This is a genomic window from Stenotrophomonas sp. A3_2 (assembly GCF_036624925.1).
GTDB classification, from domain to species: domain Bacteria; phylum Pseudomonadota; class Gammaproteobacteria; order Xanthomonadales; family Xanthomonadaceae; genus Stenotrophomonas; species Stenotrophomonas hibiscicola.
Genome location: NZ_JAZKVY010000060.1, coordinates 1 through 15,434 on the forward strand (window position 1 = coordinate 1; position 15,434 = coordinate 15,434).

Genomic DNA, 15,434 nt, shown 5'->3' on the forward strand with positions numbered 1-15,434 from the left:
GAACCGGCCCGGCCTGTCGCAACGAAAAACCCCGGCCAATGCCGGGGTTTTTTGTTGCGCGCCTGCTTTTGTAGAGTCGAGGCATGCGCGACTGCTGTTGGCCAGAAAGTCGCGCATGGGGCGACGCTACCATACGCGCCGCCCCCGCGGCCATTTTTTCGCAACCCCCGCCCCCGCTGGCCCCGACTCTACAAAAGCAGGCGCGCAACAAAAAACCCCGGCATTGGCCGGGGTTTTTCGTTGCGACAGGCCGGGCCGGTTCGATCAGAAGTTCATGTCGAAGGCGACTTCGCCCTGCACGCCGACCTGGTAGGCCGAGACGCGGCGTTCGAAGAAGTTGGTCAGTTCCTGCACGTCCTGCAGTTCCATGAACGGCAGCGGGTTGCGCACGTTGTACTTCTTTTCCATGCCCAGTTTGGCGAAGTGCTGGTCGGCACAGTGCTGCAGGTACTGGCGCATGTCACGGGTGGAGATGCCGGCCACGCCGCCGGACAGCACGTCCTCGGCGAACTGCACTTCGCATTCAATGGCTTCGGCCAGCATGTCGTAGACCTGCTGCTTCATCTCTTCGTCGAACAGGTCCGGCTCTTCCTCGCGCACCACGCGCACCGACTCGAACGCGAACTCCATGTGCGCGCTTTCGTCGCGGAACACCCAGTTGGTGCCCGAGGCCAGACCCGGCAGTAGGCCGCGCGACCGGAAGTAGTACACGTAGGCGAACGCAGCGAAGAAGAACAGGCCTTCGATGCAGGCGGCAAAGCAGATCTGGTTGAGCAGGAACTGGCGGCGCTGCTCGCGGGTCTCGATGCGGGTCAGGTCCTGGATCGAGTCGATCCACTTGAAGCAGAAATCGGCTTTCTTCTTGATCGAGTCGATGTTCTCCACCGCCGAGAACGCCTTGGCGCGCTCTTCCGGGTCCGGCAGGTAGTTGTCCAGCAGGGTCAGGTAGAACTGCACGTGCAGCGCTTCTTCATACAACTGGCGCGACAGGTACATGCGCGCTTCCGGCGCATTGAGGTGCTGGTACAGGTTCAGCACCAGGTTGTTGGACACGATCGAGTCGCCGGTGGCGAAGAACGCGACCAGGCGGTGGATCAGGTGGCGCTCACCCGGCGACATCTTGCTGTGCAGGTCGGTGATGTCGATCTGGAAATTGATCTCTTCCACCGTCCAGGTGTTTTTGATCGCGTTCCGGTACATGTCATAGAACTGCGGGTAGCGCATCGGGCGCAGGGTCAGTTCAAAACCGGGATCGAGCAGCATCTGCTTGGGCTTGTCGGCCATGGGTGTTTCCTTGTCTTCTCGGGTCAAAACGCCGGGCGTGGCCCGGCGCTACCTGGGTGTTTCCGTGCTGCGGCCGAGCGTGGCTCGGCTCTACAGGTGCGAGGTGCTCGAGTGCCGACCAACGGTCGGCACCCACCGCGCGGTGTGTTACTGGCAGGCCTCGCAGGCTTCCGGGTTTTCCAGCGAGCAGGCGATGGCTTCGTCCGGGCTGAACACCTTGGCCGGGGCCGCGCTGCTCACCGTGGTCTTGGCGATCTTGGTGGCCGGGCGCGAACGCAGGTAGTAGGTGGTCTTGATGCCCTGCTTCCAGGCGTACATGTACATGGAGGACATCGCGCCGATGTTCGGGCTTTCCATGAACAGGTTGAGCGAGGCCGACTGGTCGATGAAGGCGCCACGTTCGGCGGCCATGTCGATCAGCGAACGCATCGGCAGTTCCCACGCGGTGCGATAGACCTCGCGCAGCGTTTCCGGGATCTGTGGCAGACCCGCGATGGAGCCTTCGGCCAGCTTGATGGCATCGCGCATTTCCGGCGTCCACAGGCCCAGCTTCTTCAGCTCGTTCACCAGGTAGCGGTTGACCTGCAGGAAGTCACCGGACAGGGTCTCGCGCTTGAACAGGTTGGACACCTGCGGCTCTACGCACTCGTAGCAGCCGGCGATCGAGGCGATGGTCGCGGTCGGCGCGATCGCGATCATCAGCGAATTGCGCAGGCCGTGTTCCTTGATGCGCTCACGCAGGGCATCCCAGCGCGCAGTGTCTTCCGGCACCACGTTCCAGGCATCGAACTGCAGTTCGCCACTGGCGGCACGGGTGTCGTTGAACGACGGGTGCTTGCCGCGTTCCTGGGCCAGCTCGCAGGAGGTTTCCAGCGCGTGGAAGTAGATCGCTTCGGCAATCTTCTTCGACAGGGCGCGGGCCTCGGCGCTGTCGAACGGCAGGCGCTTGCGGAAGAACACATCCTGCAGGCCCATGCAGCCCAGGCCGACCGGACGCCAGCGCAGGTTGGCGCGGCGGGCGGTTTCGATCGGGTAGAAGTTCAGGTCAATGACGCGGTCGAGCTGGCGCACGGCCAGGCGCACGGTCTCGGCCAGCTTCTCGAAGTCGAACTCGTTGTGCTCGTCGAAGTGGTTGCCCAGGTTGATCGAACCCAGGTTGCACACTGCGGTTTCATCGTTGGAGGTGACTTCCAGGATTTCCGTGCACAGGTTGGACAGGTGGATCACGTTGCCCGGACGCAGGGTCTGGTTGCTTGCGCGGTTGCACTTGTCCTTGAAGGTCATCCAGCCGTTGCCGGTCTCGGCCAGCGTACGCATCATGCGGGCGTACAGCTTGCGCGCTGGGATGGTGCGGTTGGCCTTGCCTTGGGCTTCGGCCTGCAGGTAGGCGGCCTCGAAGGCTTCGCCGAACAGGTCGGTGAACTCCGGCACCACGCGCGGATCGAACAGCGACCATTCCTGGTCGGCCTCGACGCGCTTCATGAACAGGTCCGGTACCCAGTTGGCCAGGTTCAGGTTGTGCGCACGGCGGGCTTCGTCACCGGTGTTGTCACGCAGTTCGAGGAAGTCCTCGATATCGGCGTGCCAGGTTTCCAGGTACACGCAGGCTGCGCCCTTGCGCTTGCCGCCCTGGTTCACCGCGGCCACGGACGAATCCATGGTCTTCAGCCACGGCACGATGCCGTTGGAGTGGCCGTTGGTCGACTTGATGAGCGAACCACGCGAACGCACGCGGGTGTAGCTGACGCCGATGCCGCCGGAGAACTTCGACAGCTGGGCGATGTCGCCGTACTTGGCGTAGATCGACTCCAGCGAGTCCTGCGGCGAATCCAGCAGGAAGCACGAGGACAGCTGTTCGTGGGTGGTGCCGGAATTGAACAGGGTCGGGCTGGACGGCAGGTAGTCCAGGTTGCCCATGCGCTTGTACAGCGCCAGGGTCTCGGACACGTCCTCGCTGAGCGCACTGGCGATGCGCAGGAAGAACTGCTGCGGGGTCTCGATCACCTTGCGGGTGTGCGGGTGGCGCAGCAGGTAACGGTCATACAGGGTACGCAGGCCGAAGTAATCGAAGTTCAGGTCCAGCGAGATGTCGATGGCGTCGTTGAGCTTGCGTGCATTGGTCTGCACGAAGTTCAGCAGGCGGTCGTTGATCAGGCCGACTTCATGGCCACGGCTGACCGACTGCGAGAAGGCGTAGATTTCCTGGCCCGAGACTTCCTTGGCAATGTAGTTGGCCAGCAGGCGCGCAGCGAGGCGGCCGTACTCGGGCTCTTCACCGATCAGCAGGGCGGCGGTGCGGATGGACAGCTCGTCCAGCTCGCGGGTGGTGGCGCCGTTGTACAGGCCGGAAATGGTGCGGGTGGCCACGCGCATCGGATCGACGGCGTGCAGGCCTTCGGAGGAACGCTGCACCGCGCGCACGATCTTGTTCAGGTCCACCAGCTCGGTGGTCCCGTTGCGCTTGGTCACACTCATCGCGTTGGCCGTCGGCGGCGACGTCAACAGGAATTCGCTTTCCTTCTCGATGGTGGCGCTGGATTCGGTGCTCACGGCGTATGTCCTCTTGGCGTGATTTGGGGGTGCTCGATGCATCGGGGTGACGCAGCCCGGGACATGACGGCCCAGGATGGCAGGACGGCGTCGCAGAGGATGAGACCCTGCGCCTGCCACTGCCGTTGACGATCGCGGATGGGTGCTGCTGCCACCCCCAGACCTGGGGTTGCTGCGACCGACGGCCACAAGATAGTGGGGGTAATGGGGTCCGTCAACGCCAAATGTAGTGAAATTCGGCAATCCCTTGCGCCGCAAGGATCGTGCCATCGGCGCCCTGATCAGACGCTTCAGACCCGCCGGAACGGGCTGCGCAGTCAAGCCCGAAAGGCGTCACTGCGGTGGCACAACGCACCGCAGAAACGGAACAATGACAGCTTCACATGACAGTGATGAAGCTGGCTAGGGACAACCCTGTGGATAGGTGGTGGGCAGCCGGTGGGAATGCGGTGGACGTCGGGGATCACCCGCCGGGCAGCGACTCGAGGCCGCATGTGTCGGCCGGGCCGGAGGAGCGGCCGCAGGTAACGCCGTTTCGCCCTCCCCCCCGAATCATTGCCGGCCAGCGGCCGGCACTACCGGAATTCCGGGGTGGTCGTGCCGGCCGCCGGCCGGCAATGCACGCCCGCAGCGTCGCTCACGCCCGGTGCGGGGTACCCAGGTACTCGGCGCTCTGCATTTCGATCAGGCGCGAGGCGGTACGCTCGAAGGCGCCCTGCAGGCGCTGGCCGGTGTACAGCTCGATCGGCGAGGTGCTGGCGGTGCAGACCAGGTTGACGTGGCGGTCGTACAGCTCGTCGATCAGGTTGACGAAGCGGCGCGCGGCATCTTCGTTCAGGCGGTCGAAGGCGGGAATGCCGCCCAGCAGCACCGTGTTGAACTCGTGCGCGATCTCGATGTAGTCCGAGGGCCCGCGCGGGCCTTCGCACAGCGCGGCGAAATCGAACCAAGCGATGCTCTTGCCACGGCCGCGCACCGGAATCTTGCGGCCCTCGATCTCGATGTTGCCGGGCTTGGCCGGCTGGCCGCCGCTCAGCTCGCTCCAGCGCGTGGCCAGCCACTCATCGCTGTCGGCCGCCAGCGGTGCGCGGTATACCGGCGAGCGGGTCAGCGCGCGCATGCGGTAATCCTCGGTACCTTCGGCGTACAGCTCGACGCAGAAGCGCTGCAGCAGGGCAATGGCCGGCAGGAAGCTCTCGCGCTGCAGGCCGTTGAGGTACAGGTTCTCCACTGCGGTGTTGGAGGTGGTGACCAGGGTCACGCCCTCGGCGAACAGGCGCTCCAGCAGCCGCGCCAGCAGCATCGCATCGCCGATGTCGGTGACGAAGAACTCGTCCAGCACCAGCACGCGCAGGTTGCTGCGCCATTCCTGGGCGATCTTCGCCAGCGGGTCGCTCTGGCCCTGGTGCTCGCGCAGGCGCTCGTGGACGCTGCGCATGAAGCGGTGGAAGTGGGTGCGGTACTTCTGCTTGATCGGCAGCCCGTCGTAGAACAGGTCGACCAGGAAGGTCTTGCCGCGGCCGACGCCGCCCCAGAAGTACAGGCCCTTGACCGGCTCGGGCTTCTTCCAGAACGAGGACAGGCGGTCCAGCCAGCCGTCCTCGGCACTGTCCAGCAGGCCCAGGTGGATGCGGTCCAGCTCGGCCAGCGCTGCATGCTGGGCCGGGTCGTCCTGCCAGTCACCACGGGCGACCCCTTCCGCGTACCGCTGCGACGGGGTCAACTCGGTTGCACTCATGCCGCCGCGCCCAACCAATGCTTCACGCCGTGGGTCAGCGCGCCACGCAGGTCGATCAGCTTGCGGTGGAAGAAGTGGCTGGTCTCGGGCATGCGCACCAGCTCATGCGGGAAGTCCAGCGTGTCCAGCCACTGGTAGACGGCCTGCGGGTCGACGATCTCGTCCTGCTCGCCCTGGATCACCAGCCAGCGGGCCGGCGGTGCGATACCGTCGAAATCCCAGCGACCGGCCGGTGGCGCGATCGAGATCAGCGCCTCCGGCTGCAGCGCGGCAGCCGCCTTCAGCGACACGAACGAACCGAAGCTGAAACCGGCCAGCCACAGCCGGTCGTGCGGGCGCTGGCTGCGCACCCAGGCGGCGACCGCCTTCAGGTCATCCTGCTCGCCCACGCCGCCGTCGAAGGTACCAGCCGAAGCGCCGACGCTGCGGAAATTGAAGCGCACCGTGGCGATGCCCAGCTCGCGCAGGGTGGTGGCGGTCATGGTGACCACCTTGTTGTGCAGGGTGCCACCCTCGGTGGACAGCGGATGGCAGACGATGGCCACGATCGGCTGCACCGGTACATCGGCCTTGGGCAGGTCGACGACCACTTCCAGCGGGCCGGCCGGGCCATCCAGTTGGAGACAGGCGGTTTCGCCGGGGGCGACGGGGAACGAGGGCTTGTGCATGGCACCATGATACCGTCCCCCGCCCCTGCCCTGTGCCCGCCCCATGCTCTACCTGTCTTTGGCCGTGATGTGCAGCGTGCTGGTTTCGGTGGTGTTGAAGGTGGCTGGATGCCGCCAGCTGGATGTCGCGCAGATGGTCACCTGGAACTATCTGGTGGCGGCAACGCTCACCGCGGTGGTGCTGCAGCCGCCGCTGGATGCGCTGCGCGCGCCGCATGCGCCGTGGCTGTCATTGCTGGCGCTGGCGGTGGTGCTGCCGTCGATCTTCCTGGTGCTGGGCCGCGCGGTGGCGGTGGCCGGCATCGTCCGCAGCGACGTGGCGCAGCGGCTGTCGCTGCTGCTGTCATTGGCGGCGGCCTTCCTGTTCTTCGGCCAGACCGCCACGCCGTGGAAGCTGGCTGGGCTCGCCCTGGGCCTGCTGGCGATGGTGGCCATCAGCCTGCGTCCGCGCGGCCCGACCGTAGCGTCCTCGCCCGGTGCCTGGGGCTGGCTGCTGGGCGTCTGGGCCGGGTTCGCGGTGGTGGACGTGCTGCTCAAGCAGGTGGCGCTGTCGGGCACACCGTCGATGGCGGCGGTGCTGGCCAGCTTCAGCGTGGCCTTCGTGCTGATGCTTGCGTTGCAGCTGTGGCGGCATTTCAGTGGCTGCAGCCGGCTGGCCTGGCGCAACCTCGGCGCGGGTGCACTGCTGGGCCTGCTCAATGGCGGCAACATCCTTTTCTATGTGCAGGCGCACCAAGCGATGCCGGACAGCCCGGCTACCGTGTTCGCCGGCATGAACATCGGGGTGGTGGTCTTGGGCGCGCTGGTGGGTGTGTTCGCCTTCGGCGAGGCCACCACGAAGTGGAACCGCGCCGGCCTGGCACTGGCGGTGCTGGCGATCGGACTGATCGCCTGGGGGTGAGCGTTGGTTGCGGCGGGCCATTTCCGCGCCCGCGGTGGGATGTCGCTTTTCTTTTCGCGCGAAAAGAAAAGTAACCAAAAGAAACGCGCCGCCAGCCGCGAGCCGGTGCTGTGCACCGGTTCCCTGCGCTTCTCGGTGAACCAGGGGACGGCGCCGAACTCGCTGCGCTCAGACATCGGCGCCTCTTCGCCCCTGATCCACTTGCGATGCTCGGCTCGCTGGAAGGCGGACTGGTAGATCAAAAGCAAAGGCGGCATCCGTGCCGATCAAGGTCCCTACCAGAGCAGATCCCCGGCGAACCCTATCTGTCGAAACCCAGCAGCAGCGGGTCGTGGTCGGAGCTGCGCCACGGGCCCTGCACGTTGCGGCCCTGGTAGCCGCTGGCGTCCTGCTCGTCGGCATTGCTGTGCCATTCGGCGGCACCGCGCAGGCGCTTGGCCATGCCCGGGCTCAGCAGTGCATGGTCGAGGCGGCCGGTATAGCCGTTGTAGACGTAGCTGTAGGGATGCTCGACCTTGGCGACCTTGAATGCGTCCTGCCAGCCCAGGTCACGCAGGGTGCGGATCGGGTCTTCCATCGCGTAGGCATTGAAATCGCCCAGCAGCACCGCGTCCCTGGCACCGGTACCGGTCGGGTCGGTCTGCAGCCAGGCATGCAGCTGCTGCGCCGAGGTCACGCGGGTCGCGTTCCAGCAGCCCTGGTTGTCGTTGCGGTCGGCGTCGGCACCGGCGGCGTCGCGGCAGCCCTTCGACTTGAAGTGGTTGGCAACCACCACGAACGGCGCGCCCTGCTTGCCCTGGAAGGCCTGCGCCAGCGGCACGCGGCTGTGTTCGACGAACGGACCACCGGTCAGCGTGGCCGGCTTGCCCAGCGGCTGCAGGCGGCTGCTGCGGTAGATGATGCCAACCCGGATCGGATTGTCGCCGGGGCCGTTGCCGGCATCGACGAAGCGCCAGTCGCCCTGCGCGCCACGGTCGCGGTTGAGCGCATCGACCAGTTCGGCGATGGCCGACTGCGGGCCGTAGCCGTCGTTCTCCAGTTCCATCAGCGCAGCGACATCGGCGCCCAAGGCGTTGACCGTGGTGACCAGCTTGGCGAGCTGCGCCTTGTGCTCGTCCAGGGTGCGCGCGCCGCGCAGGGTCGGGAAGCCACCGCCCTGGCCGTCACCATTGAAGAAGTTCTCCAGGTTGAAGGCCGCCACATGCAGGCTGCCCGGCACGGTCGGCACCGCCGGGCGCTTCAGCTCCGGCAGCTTCAGCGCTCCCTCGACCTGCAGGCGCGGATGGCCCTGCGCATCCACGCGCACGATGCCCTCCACGTTGCGCAGCTGCATGCCGGTGCGCAGCACCGGGTTGCCCGGCAGGTAGGGCACGCTTGCGCGGTCGCGGGCGTCACTGCCATTTTCCAGTACCAGCCGGCGACGCTGGTTGTCGGCCATCACCTGCTCGTAGCCGGCGGTGCCAGGCGCAGCCACTTCGGTCGGCTGCCAGAGGCGGCCGTCGAAGGCCACGGTGAGCTGGCCGAAGCGCTCCAGGCCATCGGTACCGGCCAGGGTCAGCGGTGCGGCGATGCGCACGCGCTGGCCATCCAGCGCGCGCCAGTCGGCCGGTGCGGCGGTCAGCACCACGGTGGCGCTGCTGCGCGCGACAGCGGGCGTCGTAGCTGATGCGGCCTGCGGCTGGGCCTGGGCAAAGGCGCTGGCCGGCAGCAGCAGGGACAGGGCAAGAGCAAGGGAACGGCGGCGCATCGACGGGCGATTCCAGTGAAGAGGGCGCACAGACTAACCCTGAAATGCGGAGATCCGCCTGCGCGGCGGGGGCACAGGGGCAATCAGGCCTCGGTGGGCAAAGCTTAGTAGGTGGTAGAGCCGAGCCCACGCTCGGCTGCGCCTGGCCACACCGTGCGCAGAGCAGCCGAGCGTGGGCTCGGCTCTACAGCAGGCCGCGTGTTGCGGCGGCTATTTCAGGTTGCCCAGCATCCAGTCCACGGTGGCGTGGATCTGTTCTTCGGTCAGGGCCGGGTTGCCACCCTTGGGCGGCATGATGCCGCCATCCGGGCCGGTATAGCCCTCGATGGCGTGCTTGTAGAGGGTGTCCTTGCCCTGCGCGATGCGCTTGTCCCAATGCGAGTGGTCCAGCGTCGGTGCCATGCCCACGCCGGTGGTATGGCAGGCGGTGCACAGGTTGTCGAAGATCACCTTGCCATCCTTGGTGCCGCCGTAAGCCACCTGCGAAGCAGCCTTGGCCAGCGCGGCGGCCTTGGCCGCAGCCTGCGCGGCGGCGCCGGTGCTGCCGGCATAGACCGCGCCGGTGGGCGAAATGCGCTGTTCGGTGCGCTTGGCCGCGGTCGGCGATACTTCGGGTGGAATCCGGGTGTGGATGTAGGCGGCAAGGAGGATGAGGCCGAGGGTGATGGTCGCCAGCAGCGCGATCACCATGGAGAAGCGTTTCAGGAACTCCAGATCGTAATTCCGCACTCTTCGTTACCCCTGGCTGATAGTCGTTGGACCACGGCTGAGCGACTGCGTGATGGGCCGAGTATAGAACGCGCTATGCGTGCGACAACAGGCATCATGCTGGTGCGGCGCAGCATGCGGCCGTGGCCGCATGCGGGTAGCGCCGGGCCGTGCCCGGCGAGCGCGAAGCGCGGCAACAACGGTCGAGGATGGCAACAGCCGCCGGGCATGGCCCGGCGCTACCGAATTGCCGGGGCACCGATCGCGCGCAGGCAGAAGCTGCAGATTGCGTTCACCAGTGCATCTTCGTCGCGGTGTGCTTCGCGGCTTGGCGCGGTCGGGCCGACCATCGCCTCGGTGAAGGCGCCGACCAGGCACGCAGCGGCCACATGCGCGTCCTGCGCAGGCAGCTCACCGGCCGCCACGCCCTCCTCCACCAGCCGCAGGAACACGTCGCCGAAGGCGCGACGACCGCGCATGCGCTCGGCTTCCACGTCCGGGTCGACCGGTTCGACGATGAAGGCGTGCGCCAGCCCCGGCCCAGCCAGGGCACGGCGTACGAAGGCGGTGATCGCCAGCCGCAGGCGCTCGCTGGCCGCCTCCGGGCCACTGGCGATGCGCTCCATGATCGCCACCTCGTGGGCCACCGCGGCGTTGAGCACCTCCACGAACAACTCGGCCTTGGACGGGAAGTGCCGGTAGATCAGGCCGGTGGACACCCCCGCCAGGGTCGCCACGGCGGTCACCGGGGCATTGCGCCAGCCGCCAGTGGCGACCAGTTCACGGGTGGCCAGCAGGATCCGTTCACGGGCCCCGGCCAGGCGTTCTTCCATCAGTGCAGAGCGTTTGTAGGCCATGTTTTGATTCTGGTTTCAATTTTTGAATTTGTATTCACTTCTTATCCGAACCCCGCTACGCTGGGGTCCAATCGCCCGTGCGGGCAGCGGTCCTGCAGACCGCCGCCCGCTCCCCCGCCGGGTGCGTCCATTTCCTGCCATCCCGTCGTGGAGCCACCACAATGCACGTGCCATCCCTGAACTTCGACCTTGGCGAAGACATCGACCTGCTGCGCCAGAGCGTGGCCCATTTTGCCGCCGCCGAGGTCGCGCCGCTGGCCGCCGAGGCCGATGCCAGCAACCAGTTCCCGCTGGCTCTGTGGCCGAAGCTGGGCGAACAGGGCCTGCTCGGCCTCACCGTGGAAGAAGCATACGGTGGTACCGGCATGGGCTACCTGGCCCACGTGGTGGCGATGGAAGAAATCTCGCGCGCTTCCGGTGGCATCGGCCTGTCCTATGGCGCGCACTCCAACCTGTGCGTGAACCAGCTGCGCAAGAACGGCAACGAAGAACAGAAGCAGCGCTTCCTGCCCGGCCTCTGCAATGGCAGCCTGGTCGGTGCGCTGGCGATGAGCGAGCCGGGGGCCGGTTCGGACGTGGTGTCGATGAAGCTGCGCGCCGACAAGCGCGGCGACCGCTACGTGCTCAACGGCAACAAGATGTGGATCACCAACGGCCCGGATGCTGACGTGCTGGTGGTCTATGCCAAGACCGACATGGAGGCCGGCGCCAAGGGCATCACCGCGTTCCTGGTCGAGAAGGGCATGAAGGGCTTTTCCACCGCGCAGAAGCTGGACAAGCTGGGCATGCGTTCTTCGCCCACCTGCGAGCTGGTGTTCCAGGACTGCGAGATTCCCGAAGAGAACGTGCTGGGCCAGGTTGGCGGTGGCGTGCGCGTGCTGATGTCCGGCCTGGACTACGAGCGCGTGGTGCTGTCCGGTGGCCCGCTGGGCCTGATGGCCGCGGCCATGGACGTGGTGATGCCGTACGTGCACGAGCGCCACCAGTTCGGCGAGCCGATCGGCAGCTTCCAGCTGATCCAGGCCAAGATCGCCGACATGTACGTGGGCCTGGGTGCCTGCCGCGCGTATGTCTATGCCGTGGCACGCGCCTGCGACCAGGGCCGCACCACCCGCCAGGACGCCGCCGGTGCCATCCTGTACGCCGCCGAGAAGGCCACCTGGCTGACCGGCCAGGCGATCCAGATCCTCGGCGGCAACGGCTACATCAACGAATACCCGACCGGCCGCTTGTGGCGCGACGCCAAGCTGTATGAAATCGGCGCCGGCACTTCGGAGATCCGCCGCATGCTGATCGGCCGCGAACTGTTCCAGCGCACCCTGTAAGGCCAACGCGATGACCGTCCTGAACAGCCAGCTGCAACCGGGCAGCGAAACGTTTGAAAGCAACCGCGCGGCGATGCAGGCCGTGGTCGACGACCTGCATGCCACCCTCGCGCGCACCGCGCTGGGTGGCAGCGAAGCCGCACGCGCCAAGCACACCGCGCGCGGCAAGCTGCTGGTGCGTGACCGCATCGACGCCCTGCTCGACCCCGGCAGCGCCTTCCTGGAAATCGCGCCGCTGGCCGCGCACGGCATGTACGAAGACGCCGTGCCGGCCGCTGGCGTAGTGGCCGGCATCGGCCGCGTGAGCGGCGTGGAATGCGTGATCGTGGCCAACGATGCCACGGTCAAGGGCGGCACCTACTACCCGATGACGGTGAAGAAGCACCTGCGCGCGCAGGAGATCGCCGAACAGAACCACCTGCCGTGCATCTACCTGGTCGATTCCGGTGGCGCGTTCCTGCCACTGCAGGACGAAGTCTTCCCCGACCGCGATCATTTCGGCCGGATCTTCTACAACCAGGCCAACCTGTCGGCGCAGGGCATTCCGCAGATCGCCTGCGTGATGGGCAGCTGCACCGCCGGTGGTGCGTATGTGCCGGCGATGAGCGACGAGACGGTGATCGTGCGCGAGCAGGGCACGATCTTCCTCGGCGGCCCGCCGCTGGTGAAGGCGGCCACCGGTGAAGTGGTGACGGCCGAGGAACTGGGCGGTGCCGACGTGCACACGCGCATCTCCGGCGTGGCCGACCACATGGCCGACAACGATCTGCAGGCGCTGGCACGGGTGCGCGCAATCATCGCCCAGCTGAACTGGCGCAAGCCGGAACCGGCGATGGCGGTACAGCCTTCCGAGGAACCACTGCTGCCGGCGCATGAACTGTATGGGGTGATTCCCGCCGATACGCGCAAGCCCTACGACGTGCGCGAAGTGATCGCACGCCTGGTCGATGGCTCGCGCTTTGACGAGTTCAAGCCGCGCTATGGCGCAACACTGGTTACCGGCTTCGCGCATCTGAACGGCTACCCGATCGGCATCATCGCCAACAACGGCATCCTGTTCTCCGAGTCGGCACTGAAGGGCGCGCACTTCATCGAGCTGTGCACCCAGCGCAACATCCCGCTGGTGTTCCTGCAGAACATCACTGGCTTCATGGTCGGCCGCAAGTACGAACAGGGCGGCATCGCCAAGGACGGCGCCAAGCTGGTATTGGCGGTGGCCTGCGCCAGGGTTCCCAAGTTCACCGTGGTCATCGGCGGCTCGTTCGGTGCCGGCAACTACGGCATGTGCGGCCGTGCGTACTCGCCCAACTTCCTGTGGATGTGGCCGAACGCGCGCATCGGCGTGATGGGCGGCGAGCAGGCCGCCAGCGTGCTGGCCACGGTCAAGCGCGATGGCATCGAGGCCAAGGGCGGCCAGTGGCCGGCGGCGGAGGAAGACGCGTTCAAGGCACCGATCCGCGAGCAGTTCGAGCAGCAGGGCCACCCGTACTACGCCAGCGCGCGCCTGTGGGACGACGGCGTGATCGATCCGGCCGACACCCGCCGGGTACTGGCCCTGGCGCTGTCGGCCAGCCTCAACGCCGCCCCGCAGCAGACGCGCTTCGGCGTGTTCCGCATGTAACCCGTGCCATGACCGAGCACGCTCCCATGAAGCCCGTTGCCATGTTCACCAAAGTCCTGATCGCCAATCGCGGCGAAATCGCCTGCCGCGTCATCGCCACCTGCCGCCGCCTCGGCATCGCCACCGTGGCGGTATATTCCGATGCCGACCGCAACGCGCGCCACGTGCGCCTGGCCGACGAAGCCATCCACATCGGTCCGGCCGCTGCACGTGAAAGTTACCTGCGCGGCGATGCCCTGCTCGACGCCGCACGCCTGACCGGCGCGCAGGCGATCCACCCCGGTTACGGCTTCCTGTCAGAGAATGCCGACTTCGCCGATGCCTGCGCCGCCGCCGGCATCACCTTCATCGGGCCGCCGGCCAGCGCCATCCGCGCGATGGGCGACAAGAGCGCGGCCAAGGCATTGATGGCGAAAGCCGGCGTGCCGCTGACTCCGGGCTACCACGGCGACCAGCAGGAACCGTCCTTCCTGCGCGAACAGGCCGACGCCATCGGTTACCCGGTGCTGATCAAGGCCAGCGCCGGTGGCGGTGGCAAGGGCATGCGCAAGGTCGAGCGCAGCGAGGACTTCGTCGATGCGCTGGCCAGCTGCCAGCGCGAGGCGGCCTCGGCGTTCGGCAATGACCACGTGCTGGTCGAGAAGTACGTCGAGCGCCCGCGCCATATCGAGATCCAGGTGTTCGGCGACAGCCACGGTGACGCGGTGTACCTGTTCGAGCGCGACTGCTCGGTGCAGCGCCGCCACCAGAAGGTGCTGGAAGAAGCGCCGGCCCCGGGCATGAGCGCGGAACGTCGTGCTGCGATGGGCAAGGCGGCGGTCGATGCCGCGCGCGCGGTGGGCTATGAAGGTGCGGGCACGGTGGAGTTCATCGCCGGCCCGGACGGCGATTTCCACTTCATGGAAATGAACACCCGCCTGCAGGTCGAGCACCCGGTGACCGAGTACATCACCGGCACCGACCTGGTGGAATGGCAGCTGCGCGTGGCCTCGGGCTTGCCGCTGCCGCTGCGCCAGGAGCAGCTGGCCATCCACGGCCACGCGATCGAAGCGCGGCTGTATGCCGAGGATGCCGATCGAGGCTTCCTGCCGTCCACCGGCACCCTGCGCCGCCTGCGCCTGCCGGCGCCGTCGGCCCATGTGCGCGTGGATACCGGCGTCGAGGAAGGCGACAGCATCACCCCGTACTACGATCCGATGATCGCCAAGCTGATCGTCTGGGACGTGGACCGCGACGCCGCGCTGCGCCGCATGAGCCAGGCACTGGCCGACTGCCAGGTGGTGGGCGTGACCACCAATGCCGGTTTCCTGCGCCGCCTGGTGAACACCGATTCGTTTACCCACGCCAAGCTGGATACCGCGCTGATCGAGCGCGAGCAGGCGGCATTGAGTGCCGTCGTCGACGCGGGTGCGGACCTGTGGCTGCTGGCCGCCGTGGCCGCAGTGGCAAGCACGGCACCCGCCAGCACCGACGCGCGCGATCCGCATTCGCCGTGGCAGTCACAGGACGGCTGGCGCCTTGGCGCGCCCGCGCCGCGCGTGCTGCCGCTGCAGCAGGGCGAACGCCGGCACACGCTGAAGGTGTGGGCGCAGGCCGATGGCTGGCGTGTGCAGTGCGATGACGCGGCACCCGTGCAGGTGGTCGGCACAGCCGATATGCGCGGGCTGGTGGTGCAGCTGGGCGGGCGCCGCTGGGCACTGCAGCTGCTGCGTGACGGAGACCAGCTGTACCTGTTCGGTGCTGACGGCCAGCATCGTTTCACCCTGCATGATCCGGTGGGCGAATCGGACCACGCCGTGGCCGATGCCGGCAGCCTGCTGGCACCGATGCCGGGCAGGATCGTCGCCACGCTGGTCGCCGCCGGTACCGAGGTCAAGCGCGGCACGCCGCTGGTGGTGCTGGAAGCGATGAAGATGGAGCACACCCTGCAGGCGCCGGCCGACGGGACGGTGAAGGGCTACCGCGCCAAGGCCGGCGACCAGGTCGGCGACGGCGCGGTACTGGTGGACTTCGAGGCGGCGTGAACGCTGGGGTG

Annotated in this window: 11 protein-coding genes; 4 read left to right on the forward strand and 7 right to left on the reverse strand. The window is 67.0% G+C overall.

Going from position 1 to position 15,434, the window contains the following annotated elements:
• Positions 1-264: 264 nt before the first annotated feature.
• The 4 genes from R5H29_RS00890 to R5H29_RS00905 all read right to left on the reverse strand — a co-directional run bounded on the left by R5H29_RS00890 (position 265) and on the right by R5H29_RS00905 (position 6,240).
• Positions 265-1,284, reverse strand: coding sequence for a ribonucleotide-diphosphate reductase subunit beta (locus R5H29_RS00890; RefSeq protein WP_019661865.1), 1,020 nt, complete (start codon positions 1,282-1,284; stop codon positions 265-267).
• Positions 1,285-1,431: 147 nt separating this feature from the next.
• Positions 1,432-3,834: a ribonucleoside-diphosphate reductase subunit alpha gene (locus R5H29_RS00895; RefSeq protein WP_019661866.1), complete on the reverse strand. Its 2,403-nt coding sequence runs from the start codon at positions 3,832-3,834 to the stop codon at positions 1,432-1,434.
• A 637-nt stretch (positions 3,835-4,471) separates the two neighbouring features.
• The gene (zapE, locus tag R5H29_RS00900) at positions 4,472-5,572 is read right to left on the reverse strand and encodes a cell division protein ZapE (RefSeq protein ID WP_180878013.1); all 1,101 of its coding nucleotides are present in this window, start codon (positions 5,570-5,572) and stop codon (positions 4,472-4,474) included.
• Positions 5,569-6,240 carry an alpha/beta hydrolase gene (locus R5H29_RS00905; RefSeq protein ID WP_206619874.1) on the reverse strand — a complete coding sequence of 224 codons (672 nt, stop codon included), beginning with the start codon at positions 6,238-6,240 and terminating at the stop codon, positions 5,569-5,571. The genes zapE and R5H29_RS00905 overlap by 4 nt, the downstream gene beginning before the upstream one ends.
• A gap of 43 nt (positions 6,241-6,283) precedes the next feature.
• Between R5H29_RS00905 and R5H29_RS00910 the strand changes: the two genes are divergently transcribed.
• Positions 6,284-7,141 (forward strand): EamA/RhaT family transporter, encoded by an 858-nt coding sequence (locus R5H29_RS00910; protein WP_332328582.1) that lies wholly within the window; start codon positions 6,284-6,286, stop codon positions 7,139-7,141.
• Between the two features lie 301 nt (positions 7,142-7,442).
• Here R5H29_RS00910 and R5H29_RS00915 read toward each other — a convergent pair whose 3' ends face one another.
• From R5H29_RS00915 to R5H29_RS00925, 3 genes are all read right to left on the reverse strand, one after another.
• The gene (locus R5H29_RS00915; RefSeq protein ID WP_332328583.1) at positions 7,443-8,888 is read right to left on the reverse strand and encodes an ExeM/NucH family extracellular endonuclease; all 1,446 of its coding nucleotides are present in this window, start codon (positions 8,886-8,888) and stop codon (positions 7,443-7,445) included.
• A 210-nt stretch (positions 8,889-9,098) separates the two neighbouring features.
• Positions 9,099-9,617, reverse strand: a complete 519-nt coding sequence (locus R5H29_RS00920) for a cytochrome c5 family protein (protein WP_005407662.1) — start codon at positions 9,615-9,617, stop codon at positions 9,099-9,101.
• Positions 9,618-9,835: 218 nt separating this feature from the next.
• Positions 9,836-10,453 carry a TetR/AcrR family transcriptional regulator gene (locus R5H29_RS00925; protein WP_021203751.1) on the reverse strand — a complete coding sequence of 206 codons (618 nt, stop codon included), beginning with the start codon at positions 10,451-10,453 and terminating at the stop codon, positions 9,836-9,838.
• 161 nt (positions 10,454-10,614) lie between these two features.
• Between R5H29_RS00925 and R5H29_RS00930 the strand changes: the two genes are divergently transcribed.
• Genes R5H29_RS00930 through R5H29_RS00940 form a run of 3 tightly spaced genes read left to right on the forward strand, consistent with a single transcriptional unit; the run spans position 10,615 to position 15,423 of the window.
• Entirely contained in the window at positions 10,615-11,778 is a 1,164-nt protein-coding gene (locus R5H29_RS00930; protein ID WP_014035590.1) for an isovaleryl-CoA dehydrogenase, read from the forward strand.
• A 10-nt stretch (positions 11,779-11,788) separates the two neighbouring features.
• The gene (locus R5H29_RS00935; RefSeq protein ID WP_332328584.1) at positions 11,789-13,399 is read left to right on the forward strand and encodes a carboxyl transferase domain-containing protein; all 1,611 of its coding nucleotides are present in this window, start codon (positions 11,789-11,791) and stop codon (positions 13,397-13,399) included.
• A gap of 8 nt (positions 13,400-13,407) precedes the next feature.
• The gene (locus tag R5H29_RS00940; RefSeq protein WP_407073508.1) at positions 13,408-15,423 is read left to right on the forward strand and encodes an acetyl/propionyl/methylcrotonyl-CoA carboxylase subunit alpha; all 2,016 of its coding nucleotides are present in this window, start codon (positions 13,408-13,410) and stop codon (positions 15,421-15,423) included.
• Positions 15,424-15,434: the final 11 nt, after the last annotated feature.

What these genes read in the sequence shown, in the direction of transcription:
- R5H29_RS00930 (WP_014035590.1), top strand. Translation starts at nt 10,615, where the DNA reads ATGCACGTGCCATCCCTGAACTTCGACCTTGGCGAAGACATCGACCTG.
- R5H29_RS00910 (WP_332328582.1), top strand. Translation starts at nt 6,284, where the DNA reads ATGCTCTACCTGTCTTTGGCCGTGATGTGCAGCGTGCTGGTTTCGGTG.
- R5H29_RS00890 (WP_019661865.1), bottom strand. Translation starts at nt 1,284, where the DNA reads ATGGCCGACAAGCCCAAGCAGATGCTGCTCGATCCCGGTTTTGAACTG.
- R5H29_RS00935 (WP_332328584.1), top strand. Translation starts at nt 11,789, where the DNA reads ATGACCGTCCTGAACAGCCAGCTGCAACCGGGCAGCGAAACGTTTGAA.
- R5H29_RS00905 (WP_206619874.1), bottom strand. Translation starts at nt 6,240, where the DNA reads ATGCACAAGCCCTCGTTCCCCGTCGCCCCCGGCGAAACCGCCTGTCTC.
- zapE (WP_180878013.1), bottom strand. Translation starts at nt 5,572, where the DNA reads ATGAGTGCAACCGAGTTGACCCCGTCGCAGCGGTACGCGGAAGGGGTC.
- R5H29_RS00915 (WP_332328583.1), bottom strand. Translation starts at nt 8,888, where the DNA reads ATGCGCCGCCGTTCCCTTGCTCTTGCCCTGTCCCTGCTGCTGCCGGCC.
- R5H29_RS00925 (WP_021203751.1), bottom strand. Translation starts at nt 10,453, where the DNA reads ATGGCCTACAAACGCTCTGCACTGATGGAAGAACGCCTGGCCGGGGCC.
- R5H29_RS00940 (WP_407073508.1), top strand. Translation starts at nt 13,408, where the DNA reads ATGACCGAGCACGCTCCCATGAAGCCCGTTGCCATGTTCACCAAAGTC.